We start from the raw sequence: 16,883 nt of genomic DNA, 5'->3' as shown, positions 1-16,883 counted from the left end.
ATATTATCGGTGGTATCACAGGTGGCATTAGTGGTGGTGCTGGCGGTCATTTAGGCTCAGTTACCGATATCATTGGCGGTATCACTGGCGGTATTACAGGTGGTGGTAGCAATCATCTTGGCTCAATTACAGATATTCTGGGTACGCTTAACCATGGTGTAAATAGCGCAGATGTGATTTCAGGTATTGCTCAACCGATCCAAACCGTCATTAGTAATGGTAATATCGCGATTGATGCGCTTCAAAATCATGTAGGCCACTTAGCCAGCGATGGATCACTAGATAGTCTTAATAATCTAATCAATATTAGTGTTGGACATGGCGATTACAATGCACATGGAAGCATAGATGGAATTTTAGATGCGTTGACAGGAACAGTGGCTTCAGGCATTGCTGTTGGCGAACCACATCCAAATGGTGGTTCTTTAACAGATCTTGTGTCACTTCAATCACCATTAAATTCACTTACAGATCATCTATTAAGTTCAGTGAATCATTTCTAAATCAATTCATAAAAAAAGCCGCTGATGACAGCGGCTTTTTTATATTTATGCGATTACTCACATGCGGTTCACAAATATCAGGCACAAAAAAACCGCAATTAAGCGGTTTCTTTTATTAAGTTGGTGCGCTCAGAGAGATTCGAACTCCCGACCCCTTAGTTCGTAGCCAAGTGCTCTATCCAGCTGAGCTATGAGCGCATTACTTATGTTGCCAATGAGGCATGTGTTACTTTAAATCTTTACTTGGTGCGCTCAGAGAGATTCGAACTCCCGACCCCTTAGTTCGTAGCCAAGTGCTCTATCCAGCTGAGCTATGAGCGCTTTAAGTAAAGTGGCGGTGAGAGAGGGATTCGAACCCTCGATACAGTTACCCGTATGCATCCTTAGCAGGGATGTGGTTTCAGCCACTCACCCATCTCACCGTAACACGAGCGCAATAATACAAACTAAAACCACATTACACAAGGGATGTTCCTGTTTTTTTCTTCTTTTTCAGTTCAATCAAATACTTTTTAATCAATTTTCGCATTTTTTCAGCATTTTTTAGCGCCGTGCTTGTTAATATAGGCTTATCTCCTTTATTTGGATCGGGGCAATAAACAGAATCTTGCAATCTTTGACGTGCAGTTAGAGTTTGAATGACTTATGCTAAACCGATCTGCCAGATGTGAAATGAAACGATATGACTAAAAATTGGGCCGATCCCGAAGCAAAAGCAGAAGCGCAACGTTACGATAATCCTATTCCTAGCCGAACTCTTATTTTAACTACATTAGAACAACTAAAAACTGCACAGTCTCATGCAGAGCTTGTCGACCACTTTAATATCCCCGATCAAAAAAGTATCGATGCCTTGAATCATCGTTTAAGTGCGATGGTCCGTGACGGACAATTGATGAAGGATGGATTTAAATACCAGCCTGCAACCGATTTACCAAGCCACGAAGCAACGGTCTATATTAATAGTAAAGGTTTGGGGACTGCCAACATTGCGGGACAGAATGATGTACTGCTGCCTGAACGTGAGTTACGTTTGGTCTTTAATGGCGATCGAGTTAAGGTCCGTCAGACCTCAGTTGACCGTAAAGGTAAAGCATGGGGCTTTATTACCGAAGTGGTGCAACGTCGCGTCAAACAAATTATTGGTAAAGTGTCTGAGCATGAAGGTGAATACTTTATTCAACCAAGTAATCCGAATCAGCATCAACCGATTACCCTTGAAAAAGAATTGATTCAACACGCCAATGCCAAAGTGGGTGATATGCTGCGTGTCGCGATTGATGACTACCCGACCCGTGAAGAGCTGGCGACAGGTCACATTGTTCAATCGATGTCAGATAAAGCCGATACCGAGATTATTATTCCGCAAACCATTCTAGAGTTTGGTCTACCTTATGAATTCCCGGAAGCGGTGATTAAAGAAGCAGAGAGTTTTAAAGAACCTTCGGCAAAAGATCTTAAAGGTCGTGTTGATTTACGAGATCTACCACTGGTCACCATTGATGGCGAAGATGCACGCGACTTTGACGATGCCGTTTTTGCAGAAAAACGTGCAGGTGGTGGTTACCGAGTTGTGGTTGCGATTGCAGATGTCAGTCACTATGTTCGTTTAGACTCACCTTTAAATGAAGAAGCTGAAGAACGTGGAACCTCTGTTTATTTCCCACATTTCGTGCTGCCGATGCTGCCAGAAGCATTATCCAATGGCCTCTGTTCTTTAAATCCACATGTTGACCGTTTATGTATGGTCTGCGATTTAAAACTGTCTCGTGCAGGTAAAGTCACAGGTTATGAGTTCTACCCTGCAGTAATGCATTCCAAAGCCCGTTTGACCTATACCCAAGTTGGTCAATATTTTGAAGGGGCAACAGATGCAATTCCTGAAGACAAGACCATTCATAAATCACTAAATACCTTATTCCAGCTCTATCAAACATTGAAAGAGTTACGGGCCAAACGTCATGCAATGGAATTTGAAACCGTTGAAACCTACATGACCTTTGATGAGTTAGGTGGAATCAAAGAAATCTTGCCACGTACCCGTAATGATGCGCATAAACTGATTGAAGAATGTATGTTGTTGGCCAACGTTGCTGCAGCTGAATACTCGTTAGAACATGATATTCCAATGTTATATCGTGTGCATGAGGCACCTGAATTCTCACGTATTCAAAAAGTACGTGATTTTGTCAAATTGCTCGGTTTGCCATTCCCAGAACAACCTACTCAAGCCGATTATCAAGCGGTGATTGAAGCGACCAAAGATCGTTTAGATGCGCCAAGTATCCATGCGGTGCTGTTACGTTCAATGATGCAAGCCTATTATGGTGCAAACAATGCCGGACATTACGGTCTTGCTTATGAAGCCTATACGCATTTCACTTCACCAATTCGTCGTTACCCAGATTTATTGTTACACCGTGCCATTAAAGCCTATCTCGCTAAGAAACCTTACCCATTGTCTGGTGCTGCTTTAGATGATGCGGGCGAGCATTTCTCACAAACTGAACGTCGTGCCGATGAAGCTTCACGCAGCGTGACGACTTGGTTGAAGTGCCATTATATGCAACAGCATTTAGGTGATGAGTTTGTTGGTATCATTAGTGCGGTGACAGAATTTGGTCTATTCGTAACGCTCAAAGATTTATATGTCGATGGCATGATTCATGTCAGCCAATTGGGTGAAGACTTCTTCCTGTATGATCAGGCCAGCCAAAGCTTAATCGGTCAGAATCGAGGTCAATCGTTTAGCCTCGGCGATGAAGTCAAGATTCAAGTGGCGGGTGTAAATCTGGAAGAACGTAAAATTGACTTCCAACTAGTCCAGCAGCTGACGCATTTAGGCCGTGTAATTCGTCAGAAAGCACCACGTACTGCGAATCCTTCTAGCTCAAATCGTGCTTCAACAACTGAACAAGTATTTGGCAAACCGGCATCTACGAAGTCTAAAGTCAGTGAAGATGGTGAGAAGCCTGTACGTAAGAAAAAGGATAAGAACAAACCAAGTTCTTATAGCAAAAAGCCAGCTAAAAAAGCGTCTGCTAAACCAGAAATCAAAGAAAAGGCCAAAAAGAAAGTGAAAAAGAAAAAGTCGAACGCGAAAACAAAGGCTGAATAATTTTGAAAAGACAAGGGAGCTTCGGCTCTCTTATTTTTTGTTATAGAATGAAGAGATAGACTATTTCTGAATATAAATAAAATCCTAATGCCTTCTTACCGCATCACCAAATATTATTATCATTATTACATTTATATACTCTTTTTCTTTTTCACAATCTCTGCCGCTATATCTATATTTTGGGGTAATTTTTCACCTCGTTCTACAGTAGAAATTGTCGCCTTGATCATTTCTTGTTTTCTCTATGCTTTACTCCTCATTTATTTTCTCTACTTGAAAAAGAAACAGGAATGGGTGATTCCTAGACAATGGGAGAAAGTACAAAAACAACCTAAACGCTATGCTTTATTTATTTTCCCTTTATTCATTATTCCCGTACTCTGGCTCAACTTAGCCGGTACGCTTCCAATGATCTGGACGTATATCACTGGAGATTTGCAAATAATAGAGGCGTCAGCGATTGTCGAAAAAAAGCACACCAGACAGGGAACTATCTATTTTTTTAAAACAGCTTATTCCAACATACCGATCTTTAGAATGACCTCGACTGAATATCAGGTGTATAAAAACCATCAACTCAAACTGGAGTTATCGACACGTCAAAGTTATTTTGGTACCTATGTGCTATCGATTGATAAAATTCAGGTCGCAACGCAAAACCCAACGAATAAATAATCAATCAACCTTGATTTCCTCCCCACTAAGCCCTACATCTATAACTATGTTTAAAGATGAATATGGCAAAATACAATGACACTCCAACAAGCAACGCTTCCCGTTCCTCAATTTAATCAAATTCAACTTGCCGATTTAAAACAACAGATTGAACAGACCATTCAAAACGGTCAAAACTTCTTAAACCAACTCAATGAAGTTCCGCAAAGCCCTGAAGCCCAACTGGCAACCTTGGCAGAAGTCGACCAACTTGAAAATAACATGAGTGAATCGTGGGGCATTTTGTCGCATCTGAATGCGGTCATGAACAATGCTGAAACCCGTGAAGTGTATCAAGCGCTGTTACCGAGTTTAAGTGAGTACTATACGCAGCTTGGACAACATACGGCGTTGTATCAAACCTATCAACAGATCCATGACAGCGCCGTATTTCAAACGCTGAGCGAAGCACAACAAAGCGCGATCAAACTCGCGTTACGTGACTTTAAACTGTCAGGTGTTGCACTCCAAGGTGAAGCCAAAAAGCGTTATGCTGAAATCTCGGCACGTTTATCCCAACTGTCTTCAGACTTTTCCAATCATGTCCTCGATGCAACCCAAGCCTACTTCAAGCCTTTGACCGAAGCACAACTCAAAGGTCTGCCGCAAAGCAGTGTTGAATTGTTAAAACAATACGGACAACAACGTGAGCTTGAACAAGCCGTTGCCACACTCGACTTCCCCGCTTATTTTGCGATTATGACCTATGCTGATGATCGTGAATTAAGAGAAGAGCTGTATAAGGCCTATGTTACCCGTGCCTCAGAACAATCTGATAAGACTGAATTTGATAATACCCCGGTGATGGAAGAAATCCTGAGCTTACGTCAAGAAATGGCGCAACTGCTTGGCTTTAACAACTTTGCTGAATATTCCCTTGCCAGCAAAATGGCACCTGATGTGGAAACGGTGAATCAATTCTTGGTGGATCTGGCAGAACATGCGCGTACCCCAGCGCTTGCCGAAATTGCAGAACTGAAAGCGATTGCACAACAAGATGGCATTGCAGAGTTAAAACCGTGGGATGCAACCTACTATTCTGAGAAGCTGAAACAACAACAGTTCAATCTTTCACAAGAAGCATTGAAACCCTATTTCCCTGCACCCAAAGTGGTACAAGGTTTATTCCAGATCGTACAACGCCTTTACGGCATCCAGATCGTTGAGCGCCAAGCCCCTGTCTGGCAAGATGATGTCCGTTATTTCGAAATTGAAGATCAAGGCCAAGTGGTCGGCGGTTTCTACTTCGATTTATATGCCCGTAACGGAAAACGTGGTGGTGCATGGATGAGCGGTTTCCGTTCTCGTGTACAAACCGCCAAGGGTCTACAAAAACCGATTTGCTACATGGTGTGTAACTTTACTCCACCGATTGGCGATCAACCTGCGCTCCTCACCCATGATGAAGTGATTACCTTATTTCATGAGTTTGGTCATGGCTTACATCACATGCTGACTGAAGTAGATAATATCTCGGTAGCCGGTACCCACGGCGTGGCGTGGGATGCAGTGGAATTACCAAGCCAGTTTATGGAATTCTGGGCATGGGACAATGAAAGTTTAGATGTACTCAGCGAACACACTGAAACCAAACAGACTTTACCGCAAGAATTGCTATCTGCCTTACTCAACGCACGTTTCTTCCAGTCTGGCATGCAAACCTTGCGTCAGATTGAATTTGCATTGTTTGATCTCAGCATTCACCGCCAAGCACCAGCCTTAAACAGTCAGCAAATCCAAACGACATTGGACGATATCCGTGATCAATTTGCCGTGGTTCCCGCGGTAGCTTATAACCGTTTCCAGCACAGCTTTAGTCATATTTTTGCAGGTGGTTATGCGGCAGGTTACTACTCTTATAAATGGGCAGAAGTTTTAGCCAGTGATGCCTTCGATCGTTTCGAAAGCGAAGGTATTTTTAATACCGAGACTGGAAAAGAGTTTAGAAAGTTTATTCTAGCAGTTGGCGGAAAAGATACAGCACTTGATGCGTTTCGCAATTTCCGAAAAAGAGAACCGAAAATAGATGCATTATTACGCCATCAAGGTTGGACGAACACCGATAAAACCGCTTAAACTACGTCATTATTGTTCACAGGGTGTAATTAACTGACATGAAAAGACAGTTCATCGCGGGCGCAATATGCCCAAAATGTGGAGCCTTAGATCGTGTGGTTAAGATCATCACTGTGGATGACGAGTGGATTGAATGTATCGAATGTGCTTATAGCGAAAAGCGCCCGACCCACGTGGAACCGGCGCAATCCGCTGAGCCAGATGAAATTGGGGTGATACAGTTCAAACCTCGTCATTTTGACTAGAAGGTTTAAAGTGATGTCCGCATACCAAACAGAAAATTCCAAATTATTATGGATAATAATTGGTGGAATGAGTGTTGTTGTGGTGCTGTTCCTTGCTGTCCAATGGTTTCTAGCACAAAAAGACCAGCAATCAACCGCGTCCACATCTGCACAGCCTGTTGCAGAAAAAACCGTTGCTCCTGCGCAAGCAGAAGCTGCCACGTCTGATGAGGTGAGCACCGCAACAGGTGATGTTGCTGCTCCAATCCAATTGGTTGAAGAATCGATTGTGAAAGACCCCTTGCCTGTAAATGATAGTTTGGCAAAAGAAGAAATTGCCAAACTGGATGATATTCATCAACAATTGCAAGACCAGCAGCATGAATTAAAGCAGCAACATAACGATGTTGATACTCTGCTGAAATTGAAAGAAGATCAAATCAAACTGCTAGAAGCCCAAATTGCGGCACAAAGTAAATCTTGATAAATAAAAGCATTAACAGCAGTTAATGCTTTTTCATATCATCTCCCTTTAATCTAAAATTTGCTTGGTACCCTGTTTAAACTGAATTGGCTTTTGAATCGTCTGTGCAATTAGAATGCCCAGCAAAGTTAAACCACCGCCAATGTAGTGGAACATCTGTAAATGTTCACCCAACAAGGCCACCGCAATCAACGCAGTAAATAAAGGCAATAGATTCATGAAAATACTGTTTCGATTTGGCCCTAAATGTCTTACTCCTTCGATCCATAAATACGACAACAATACTGACGAAAAAATACTGGCATAGACAATTAAGGGAATAGTCTTTTGGTTCAATTGCATCTGCGAAGCAGGCAAGAAGATAAAGAAAGGCAATACATAGATAATCGCAAAACAGGATTGTACAAAATTCGATTGCCATGCAGGAATTGGCATTTTCCAACGCTTTAATAGCACCCCATATAAGGCATAACCAGCCGCAGCAATCAGCATCAAACCATCACCCAAATGCACTCCTTGCTTCCAGATATCTGTAATTGAACCATGACTCAGCAAATACAAGATGCCATAAAAAGATAAGGCACCGCCAAACAACATGCCGTAACTCAGCCGATCTTTCAGCATCACACTACTTAAAATCATGGTCAGCAAAGGAATCAATGCCGTCACAATCGCCATATTGGTCGCCGTCGTGGTCGATGCCGCCTGATAAGACAAAAACTGGAAGAGAGACACGGACAGAAAGCCACCTAATGCCAATTGTTTCCAGTACTGCTGAATGGTTTTGCGATTTCTCCAGACTGGAATCAGCACAAAGGTACTCATCACGGCGAGTGCCAGCACCAGACGATAAAACGTAATCGCCACAGGCGAAATAGCATGGCTGGCCATTTTCGACACCACCACATTGCCCGCCCAAAACAAAATGGCCAATAAGGGATAAAAATACGCTTTCTGAAACATGATCTAGACACCTATACATTGCAGTACCAGTCATGCTAAAAAATAATCAATGCACTGTTCCTCGATAATAAGACGACTGCTATCGAAAAACAGACAATCTATTCAGGATATCTGCCAAGATGGGAAAAAATTTTCAACATGGATTTATGGATTATCCCGTTTATGCTTTTTCGGAAAACTATCCGCATGGGCATATCGAGGATTGGCATAGTCATGACCGAATTCAATTGATTCATACTCTTTCTGGCGTGATTCGGGTACAAACGCATGAGGGGATTTGGATTACCCCGCCTGGACGTGGGGTCTGGATTCCAGCGCATAAACCACATGCCCTACTCAGTAGCGGTGATGTCAAAGCCCGAGGGATTTTTATAGAAACCTCAGCACAAACGCATCTGAATTCAGAATGCCGTGTGGTTGCCATTCCTGCTTTACTACGAGAGCTAATGAGTAGCGCAATGCAGATCAAAACAGCCATCCAGCCGAATAGTCGTGATGAAAGACTGTTACAGTTAATCTTAGACGAAGTTCGGATATTGCCAGCCCTTGCCTTTAATTTGCCAGATCCTCAAAGCCCCAAGCTTTTGCAACTGTGCCAAAGAATTAAAGACAATTTGGCCTTGGACTGGGGGCTCGAAGAGACAGCACAGCAACTGCACATCAGCAGTAAAACTCTGGCACGGCATTTCCAGAATGAAACTGGTCTGCATTTTTCTCACTGGGTACGCCAGGCCAAACTGATGCAAGCCATGATTGATTTGTCTCTGAACAAACCCGTTTTAAATGTTGCCTTGGACTTGGGCTATGACAGTCCAAGTGCCTTTAGTGCCATGTTTAAGCGTGAAACCAGCATGACACCCAGTGATTATCTGAAACAATTTTCTGACACATTGAGTTAAGTGTCCTGAGCATAGATTGGGTGAAGAATCTCATTCCTTTCATCCTTACAGCAGCATAAAATAAGCGCAATCTTCCAATACCCGAATCGCTATGGATGCTCAACACACCAATCGCAACCTAATGATGGCGATTGGTTGCCTTACCCTTTCTGCGCTGCTTTTTTCTGTAATGGGCATTTGTATTCGTTATGCTTCACATAGCGTCGATAACTACACCATTGTATTTTTCCGCAATGTGGTTGGGTTGATCCTGTTTTTGCCTTTTATATTTAAACAAGGAACCAGTTTTGTAAAAACAGAAAAACTGTGGATGCATACTTGGCGTAGCATTGTCGGGCTTGCTGCCATGTATGGCTTTTTCTATGCGATTGCGCATTTAAAACTTTCCAATGCCATGGTGTTTACCTACTCATCTCCGATTTTTATTCCGCTGATTGCTTGGCTGTTTCTCAAAGAAAAAGTCACGACGGCGATGCTAGTTGCTGCAACACTCGGCTTTATCGGGGTGTTCTGTGTCGCCAAGCCTGATCAAGGCTTATTCAACTGGATTTCTGTTGTCGGGATCAGCTCCAGCCTGTTGGCCTCGATGGCCTTTGTCACAGTACGTGCCCTGACTCAAACCGAACCGCCTGAACGTATTGTGTTTTATTTCTGCTTGATTGGTTCTTTATTGTCTGTCATTCCGATGTTTTGGGTATGGCGCCCTTATCATTTACAAGAATTATTGTTTTTGATTGGTGCAGGTGTACTGGCCAATGTCAGCCAGATATTTATGTCACATGCCTACCGTCTGGCCCCTGCTGGGCAGATTGCACCCGTCAACTATATTGCAATTATCTTTGCAGGACTTTGGGGCTTTTTACTGTGGAATGAAGTGCCTGATTTATATAGCGTGATTGGTTTTGGCATTATTCTCTCAGCGATTTTGTTATGTAGCCCTTTAATACAAAAGTCAAAAAAGTCAGTATTGTAAGTTCATGACTTTGGATCAGGGTGTAAATCCAGTACATAGTGACCTAGAATTTCCCGTTTCGGCTTATCAACAACGACCACAAGATAGGTATTATCTAAGGGTACTGGGATATTAATATGCTGGAATTGCCCATCTTGAGTTTCATAAATATGTTTCACATACCATTCCCAAGCCGTACAGGAATGATACCACTGTTCAATCACAAGATCAGCATAGCCCCATAAATCTACAATTTCCTCGGCACTCTCCGTAACATCTAACATGGGAGGGAAAAGGGTTGCCTGATATTCTTTCTGGCTCAATGCTTTCATAGATTAACCTATTCAATAAAATAACAATAAAAAAGCACCCGAAGGTGCTTTTTAGGTTCAACGCTTAATGTTTATACCAACCAAACATCTGGAAGACATATGGTGCATAAGTCACCAATACCAAAGATGAGAACAAGACAATAATCGGCAATAACCAACGCTCATAACGGAAGTAGAAACTGGTGTATTTTTCTTTTGCCTCCCGATCGGCAGCCGAGACCTCTTCATCCCCGACGGAAAGTCGCGTCAGCAAGTGGTTCAAGGCAACAGGCGGTGTTACATAACCAAATTCGAATGCCACCAATACGATCATCCAGAAGTGAATCGGATGGATACCATTTTCGTAGGCTACCGGCGCAACCGTCGCAGCCACCAGAATCACCGCACCAAATGGATCGGTGGTCATCCCAATAATCGCAAGTAACAACGCAATGAAGGCAAGTGAAATATAGATATTGCCCAAGTGTGTCGGTAATAATTCAACCACTTCAGCCCGTTCGATTAAACCACCCACGCTCGCAGACAAAGCCATCAGCAAGATTAAAGCGCCGATATGCCCCACCGTTTCTGAAGTTGCAAAACGTAGTGCTCCACCAAAACCAAGGCTTTTGCTGCCATGTGGATCATGTGATTTCAGGAACTCAGATTTTTTCTCGTGTTCACGAACCAAGGCTTCATGCTGAACATCAACCACTGGAGCAGGTGCAAGTTTCGATGCAAATAACTTGTCAAACAAGATCATGGCAATCAACACCAATGGCAAAATCATTGGTGCGGTAAATTCATTGATTGAGGTATCTAAAGCTAGCTTGTAGAACATCACCACCGCAAAACCAATGACCACATAAGGAATCACGGGTACGCAGGCACGCAACATGCCAGGAACCGCAATTTTAGGCGAGTTCACACGGAATTTTTCTTCAGCAAGAATCAGAGAAACTCCGAGGAAGATGAATGCAGTTAACCAGAAGACATAGATACCATGATCAAATAATTCAGTCGATGTGACATGACGGCTATCCAGCATTGAAATCAGGATGACCAATAAACATGGACGAATCACCACCCCCAAAGAACCTGACATTGCGGAGACCGCTAAGGCATATTGACGACGTGCACCCGAGTTCCACACTTCTTTATAAATGATCGCACCCGCTGCAATAACGAAAATCCCTGAAGCCCCTGTATAGGCTGTCGGAATCGCGGCTGCAATCAAGATCAACCAAGTTAAGGTCTCTGGTGCCAAGTTCCAAGGACGCAAGATGTTTAAGAATAAATCCATGACACGGGTTTGGGTCAGCAACATACCAGCCCAGATGAACAATGCCAGATTTAAGAAAATACCCGAGAACTCAACCAGAATACCTAAGTAGATCCCTTGCCCCATTGGATAATCCATGAAGAAGGTAAATACAATCCCTGTTACCAGAGACATGAAGGCATACAGCGGAACACTCAATACTGCCAAACCAAAGTTTCCATTCGGTTGGGCAGACTTGGGAATAAAAATGAACTGGAAGATACTAATGATGGTGAGAGATACAAATAAGGTGATCCACAAGCAGTACAATACCGTCGTTTTGCCTGCAACCTCTACACCCGAGTTTAATACTGAATGATATTGACTCAATACTGAATAACTGAGCAATGCATTACCCGCAACCATCAACGCAGAATAGACACGGAAATCAATCTTGGTTTTAGGTGCACGTAAACTAATATGGTGATAACGTAAAGATGCCGTAATAGAAGCAAACAACACCATAATCAATAAAATAACTGTTTGATTTTCAGTACCGTATTTAAAGATACCGAAGAAAGTCGTTTCAACCTTACGATAAGTACGAATACTTGGATGCTCTTCCAAGTGCTTCATCGCTTTATCATAGAACTGATATTTTTCTTCACATTGTTGTTGTGCCGCTAATAGCGAGGCACGAACGTCAGATTCAGAGGCAGCCCCAAACATACTCGCAAACTCATCAGCAGCATTCGCTTTCATCTGCGCTTGAACTTGTGCATCAATGTTTGGATGCCGATCACAAGATGGTTTTTCAGGTTCCGCACGTAAAAACGAATATTGCATCCCCGTTGTTTGATCACCATAAAGACGCTCCCCCATACGAAGCATCTGACCGTGAATCATTTCGCCTGTACCAATAAGCAAAGTCATTAGCAACAAGGCAAGAATAATGAAGGTTGATATCCAATCATTCCAGATAGTGCCTAACCGGGCTAATCCAGACTTATTCTCTTGATCATTTTGCATGTCTATTCCAATTTATTGTTATCAACATCCATCCGAAGATGTTGAATCATGCGATGTCCATGGTTGATGGATAAATGCATTTACCCATCGAATCACCAGTCCTTTTTTAACAGCTTAAATTTGCAGCAAACTTCTAGAAAAAAGAATGACTGCAATCACTTTTTTATTGGTTGTTTTTATCAATTTATATGTACTCTCTCGACTACCCTCGCATTTCATCCTTATTTTGATTACAAATTTAACAGCCTAAATAAACTTTTACCGTTGTTCAAACGGTCAGAGCGTTTAACCCTAAAGCAAGCTATTCAATCTTTTCCGTCTATTTATAACATAACTGTATCGATCTTTAATCACATAATAATTGTCATAAGTTTCAACCTAGCTCTTATGACTCTCTGCTCCTTAATCACCCACTATACCGATCAACAAATCGCTTGTTTGATTTTTAGCAGCGATTCGATCAATCAGGTCAAGGTTTAGGAAACGAGATTGCAGGGACGCCAGATATTGAGAAACAAATCGACAATCCACATCTGTTTTAACAACATCCCCACCCAGATAAACAAGGTTAGATTCAGGAAAATACTTCAAATTTCAACCAACTGGCCCAGATCGGTTGCTTGCCTCATCGGATAAACCATAAAGAAAGTAAAAGCACCTCCTATAATAATCACCATATAGAAGCTCCCCCTTCCGTAATAACTGGCCATGGATCATCTCTCCAGTACCAATAATCCAGCGAATAAGCAATAAAAAAAGGAAAATAAAAGTTGATATCCACTCGGTCCAAATATTACTTAATAGACCTAACCCAGATTTTTTCTGTTCATCATCTTGCATATCTATTCCAGTTTATTGTGATCAACATCCCTCCGAAGATGCTGAGTTTTCAATGTACATGGTCAATAGAGAATAGATTTATTCTCTTTATAACCAATCCCTCTATACACCCACTGAAATATTATTAAGTTTATTTATCAAATGATTATTACATTCTCATTTTTATATTTTTTATCAATAAATAAGCCATACCACAGAGCAGACCACCAATTGCGCCAATCAAATGTGCTTCGGTCAGCACAGGACTCCCGATCAACTGTGCTGTCCCTGTTTGTCCAAAGGTATTTTCCCAAATGAGTTTGGCAGCAATTAATGCCAGCACCAAGATTGCAAATTTTCGTTCATTCTTATATTGCAAATACACTACACCGACTGCGGTATAGAGACCATGCAAGACTCCAGAAAGTCCAGCATAAGCATCAACATAAGGTAAATAAAAATAAAAAATCAGACTAATGAATGGTGGCAAAATCAACAATAATGCACCTAGATGCCAATTGCGCACATGCGGAAAAATAAAAGGCAAACAAGCAAAGGCCATCATATTGAGCAGAAAATGAATCCAACCGACATGTACCCAGTGTGCAGTCCAGATGCGCCAAAATTCGTCAAGCAAGGTGGGTCGCCAATAAATAAAATGATCAGAAAAAACTTGCAGACAAGCCGATATGGAAATACATATCGCGATCAAAATGATTTTGCTTATCCATATTTGATCTTTCATTTATCGCTCACCTTTTGAAAAAACCGACCTTCTATAAGTTTAGATGCTTCACCTATAAAAGGTCGTTTAATTCAGGTTACTCAGCTGGTGTTTCTTGTGCTGGTGCGGCTTGATCTTGTACTGGAGCGACTTGATCTTGCGCAGGAGCCCCCTCACCACCATCAAACAGCGAGTCTAATTCTGCCGAACTTTCTTGTTTATCATCCCAGAAAGTAGTTAAGCCTTCATCACCCGCTCTAACACCGGTATGCTCAGTCCAGTAACGATCTGCAATACCACGCACCATTAAACCCGCCATTCTATCAATTAAACGGAACTGTGGATTAGCAGGCTTATCATCACTTGTCGCCTTCGCATAAGAACGGAATGCATCGCGTAACTTAGCATCATCACCGCTCGCCTGGGCTGCAACAGCATATAAAGCATGTGCCAGACGTACCCCTTTTTTCTCGCCAATTTGCATCGATTGTTTCATGGTTGCATAAGGTTCAGGCTTACCATCACCCGCTCCTGGCAATAAAGTCCAGATCACTGCACGGGTCGCCATTGGCGCGCCCCAGAATTTTTCGTTGTCCAAGCAGGTCATACCACGTTCAACAATTCCGGCAATATCTTTAGGCACGTTAACTGCACCACCCGAGTTAATATCATTGGTCATAGCTTGTAAGCCACTCACCATTCCAAGTAAATACACGGTTTGATCAAGATCATTGCGCATGGTTGGACATGAGTCACCTAGTTTATATTTGTATTTAGTTTCCCAACGGTTGGCAAATAACTGATAACCCGCATATTGCCGCTCTGCCGCAATCGCAGCCCAACGTTTTTGTTCAATACGCGCATCTTGTGCCTCAGAAACCTGACCTGATTTGGATGCACGTAAATAGCGCAACTCTGCTTCCAGGGCCTGATTTTCCGCACAAACACCCGATGCCGTATAAAGTAAAACAGCCATACGGGTTGGATCAGCACCCATATCTTTGGTTGACATCACCGCTGGAGTTAAGGCATTACCTGAATTACACACCATTTCAGCATCATCCATTGCCAAAATCGGTGGAACAATATGTTTCTCACCAAAACCAAGTGCCACATTGGCGCCCGTTTTAATCACATATGAACATCCTGATAGCATTGATGTTGCCAAAACGGTAACCGCCACACCTTGTCCAATTTTATGGAGTTTAGACATACTTCCTGTCCCTCTAATAATTTGTTTTTTCCTTTTAGCTGTACATTATCAGATGCAAAACTTGAATTAAAGAGTAATTGCTCTAATTTTAACTTGGACATTTTGACACAATTCACAGACGAAAGAATTGACAATTGGGCACATCAACAGAAATTTCAGGCAAAAAAAAGTAGCATTGCGACGGTTCAGCACATGCTACTTATTAACTGGTAAAATCGTGAAACTCTTTATATTTTAGTTTTTTTGAAAATAATCCTTGAGTAATGTCCCAGCTCTTCCTACTACGATCGCCATAACGATTGCAATTACTAGAAACATCCACATTGAAATCTCCATAGAGACCTCCTACACTTGTGTATCTATTTTTGATAGATACTAGATTGGCGTTCATCATCGATATTCACGGGAGAGTGATATATTGACGACACTTTCAATCTCTTTCTCTTGATCACTGCAACATGTTGCGATTGACGTGATTCAAGATATTCCCTGAGTAAAGTTCCTGCTCTTCCTACTACAATCGCAAAAATAATTGCGATCACCAGAAACGACCATGTTGGAATTTCCATTTAGAACCTCCACCACCCTTTACGTTGGTATTTGTACTTTAACGAAAATAAATCGGGCTTGATGGTCAGATTGTCTGACAATCATTACTTTTATGATTTTTTAGAGTATTTAATCTAACAATTTAATCAAAATAGCAAAAAAAACAATTTAAGACTTTGAAATTTATATTATTTTAAATTATGCACAGTTGTATAATTGTCAAACAATCAGCTGAGTTTTGCTCGTATTTTTAACTTTTTCCATTGTGCGTATGACAATTGATCCCACCAAACGATGCAAGGTTTATGCTTTTTATGAGAAAAATAGAGCGCAATATAGAGTTGATGATCCAATATTTTAACAATCTGTCGACGCTGAATTTTCAATGTCGGATCCGAAAATTCGAATGAACAGTCCTGATGATCCAAGTATTCAAACCGTCTGATCTGAGGCTGTCTCAAAAAAACAAACCAAGAAATCGTCATTCCTAGAAGACTAAGTAGCCACCATCCAATGCTGACTAACGCATAGAGTAAACTCAGGAGAAAGATTAACAGCAAGAGTTGCAACACAAACGCAAACCTGCTGTATTGCAACTCAAAAACATGCTTAGCCATGTACATAATGTTTGAGTTTGAGAATAAAGTCTTTTAATTCTGTACGAGGTGGTTCCCCAACTTCCATAAACCAGTCCAATAAATCAGGGTCTTCTTGATCGACAAGCTCTGCAAATAAGGCTTTTTCAGCCGTATCGGCAGTTAAATAGTAGTTTTTAACATACGGGTCAAAATACACATCAATTTCTTTTAAACCACGACGTGCACGATACACGACCTTACGCTCTTCCAGTGTCATTTCATCAGACATGATGGGCTCCGCAATGTAACAATTTTTCCATAGTGTACCTGATCTCGCCAATGAAGTTCTTAGAGATTTTTCTCAAGTGACCAAATACATCAATCAAATTGAGCATTGATCACATTGTTCAGTATTTTCGATTTCTTGTATGGTGATCATGATGATTTAAATCCAACACACTAGGGA

The 16,883-nt window shown here is 41.8% G+C and carries 15 protein-coding genes, 3 tRNA genes and 3 pseudogenes; 8 read left to right on the top strand and 13 right to left on the bottom strand.

Annotated features, from left to right (window positions below):
- Positions 1–503: pseudogene (locus F895_RS16555) on the top strand (hypothetical protein); the annotation flags it as partial.
- A 121-nt stretch (positions 504–624) separates the two neighbouring features.
- Here F895_RS16555 and F895_RS16560 read toward each other — a convergent pair.
- From F895_RS16560 to F895_RS16570, 3 genes are all read right to left on the bottom strand, one after another.
- Positions 625–701 (bottom strand) — tRNA-Arg (locus tag F895_RS16560).
- Between the two features lie 46 nt (positions 702–747).
- Positions 748–824, bottom strand: a tRNA-Arg gene (locus F895_RS16565).
- Between the two features lie 11 nt (positions 825–835).
- Positions 836–925, bottom strand: a tRNA-Ser gene (locus F895_RS16570).
- Between the two features lie 260 nt (positions 926–1,185).
- On the opposite strand from F895_RS16570, the gene rnr reads away from it, so the two are divergent.
- The 5 genes from rnr to F895_RS16595 all read left to right on the top strand — a co-directional run bounded on the left by rnr (position 1,186) and on the right by F895_RS16595 (position 7,119).
- Positions 1,186–3,621 carry a ribonuclease R gene (gene rnr, locus F895_RS16575; protein ID WP_005238603.1) on the top strand — a complete coding sequence of 812 codons (2,436 nt, stop codon included), beginning with the start codon at positions 1,186–1,188 and terminating at the stop codon, positions 3,619–3,621.
- A gap of 87 nt (positions 3,622–3,708) precedes the next feature.
- Entirely contained in the window at positions 3,709–4,296 is a 588-nt protein-coding gene (locus F895_RS16580; protein WP_005238601.1) for a hypothetical protein, read from the top strand.
- Positions 4,297–4,356: 60 nt separating this feature from the next.
- Positions 4,357–6,411, top strand: a complete 2,055-nt coding sequence (locus F895_RS16585; RefSeq protein WP_026040115.1) for a M3 family metallopeptidase — start codon at positions 4,357–4,359, stop codon at positions 6,409–6,411.
- A gap of 38 nt (positions 6,412–6,449) precedes the next feature.
- Positions 6,450–6,656: a YheV family putative metal-binding protein gene (locus F895_RS16590; RefSeq protein WP_005238597.1), complete on the top strand. Its 207-nt coding sequence runs from the start codon at positions 6,450–6,452 to the stop codon at positions 6,654–6,656.
- 13 nt (positions 6,657–6,669) lie between these two features.
- The gene (locus F895_RS16595; RefSeq protein ID WP_005238595.1) at positions 6,670–7,119 is read left to right on the top strand and encodes a hypothetical protein; all 450 of its coding nucleotides are present in this window, start codon (positions 6,670–6,672) and stop codon (positions 7,117–7,119) included.
- Positions 7,120–7,167: 48 nt separating this feature from the next.
- Here the strand turns inward: F895_RS16595 and F895_RS16600 are convergent, their stop codons facing one another.
- A complete protein-coding gene (locus tag F895_RS16600; protein WP_005238593.1) occupies positions 7,168–8,082 on the bottom strand; it encodes a DMT family transporter in 915 nt (304 codons plus the stop codon).
- A 119-nt stretch (positions 8,083–8,201) separates the two neighbouring features.
- Between F895_RS16600 and F895_RS16605 the strand changes: the two genes are divergently transcribed.
- Positions 8,202–8,981, top strand: a complete 780-nt coding sequence (locus F895_RS16605) for an AraC family transcriptional regulator (protein WP_005238591.1) — start codon at positions 8,202–8,204, stop codon at positions 8,979–8,981.
- Positions 8,982–9,072: 91 nt separating this feature from the next.
- Positions 9,073–9,954, top strand: a complete 882-nt coding sequence (locus F895_RS16610; RefSeq protein WP_005238589.1) for a DMT family transporter — start codon at positions 9,073–9,075, stop codon at positions 9,952–9,954.
- A 2-nt stretch (positions 9,955–9,956) separates the two neighbouring features.
- Here F895_RS16610 and F895_RS16615 read toward each other — a convergent pair whose 3' ends face one another.
- The 9 genes and pseudogenes from F895_RS16615 to F895_RS16650 all read right to left on the bottom strand — a co-directional run bounded on the left by F895_RS16615 (position 9,957) and on the right by F895_RS16650 (position 16,706).
- A complete protein-coding gene (locus tag F895_RS16615) occupies positions 9,957–10,265 on the bottom strand; it encodes a hypothetical protein (protein WP_005238587.1) in 309 nt (102 codons plus the stop codon).
- A gap of 64 nt (positions 10,266–10,329) precedes the next feature.
- Positions 10,330–12,534 (bottom strand): TRAP transporter large permease subunit, encoded by a 2,205-nt coding sequence (locus F895_RS16620; protein WP_005238586.1) that lies wholly within the window; start codon positions 12,532–12,534, stop codon positions 10,330–10,332.
- A gap of 485 nt (positions 12,535–13,019) precedes the next feature.
- A pseudogene (locus tag F895_RS20460) lies at positions 13,020–13,214 on the bottom strand (hypothetical protein); the annotation flags it as partial.
- A pseudogene (locus F895_RS20455) lies at positions 13,204–13,374 on the bottom strand (hypothetical protein); the annotation flags it as partial. The pseudogenes F895_RS20460 and F895_RS20455, both read right to left, overlap by 11 nt.
- Before the next feature lie 148 nt (positions 13,375–13,522).
- Entirely contained in the window at positions 13,523–14,098 is a 576-nt protein-coding gene (gene rrtA / locus F895_RS16630) for a rhombosortase (protein WP_005238581.1), read from the bottom strand.
- Between the two features lie 76 nt (positions 14,099–14,174).
- Positions 14,175–15,290, bottom strand: a complete 1,116-nt coding sequence (locus F895_RS16635) for a hypothetical protein (protein ID WP_005238578.1) — start codon at positions 15,288–15,290, stop codon at positions 14,175–14,177.
- A gap of 359 nt (positions 15,291–15,649) precedes the next feature.
- On the bottom strand, positions 15,650–15,859 hold the full coding sequence (locus F895_RS16640) for a hypothetical protein (protein WP_005238575.1): 210 nt from the start codon (positions 15,857–15,859) through the stop codon (positions 15,650–15,652).
- Positions 15,860–16,066: 207 nt separating this feature from the next.
- On the bottom strand, positions 16,067–16,456 hold the full coding sequence (locus F895_RS20195; RefSeq protein ID WP_005238574.1) for a hypothetical protein: 390 nt from the start codon (positions 16,454–16,456) through the stop codon (positions 16,067–16,069).
- A complete protein-coding gene (locus F895_RS16650; protein WP_005238573.1) occupies positions 16,449–16,706 on the bottom strand; it encodes an FAD assembly factor SdhE in 258 nt (85 codons plus the stop codon). The genes F895_RS20195 and F895_RS16650 overlap by 8 nt, the downstream gene beginning before the upstream one ends.
- Positions 16,707–16,883: the final 177 nt, after the last annotated feature.

This window comes from Acinetobacter sp. CIP 64.2, assembly GCF_000369645.1.
Taxonomy (GTDB): Bacteria; Pseudomonadota; Gammaproteobacteria; order Pseudomonadales; family Moraxellaceae; genus Acinetobacter.
Note: the sequence above shows the minus strand (reverse complement) of the source record. Positions and strands in the feature narration are given on the sequence as shown.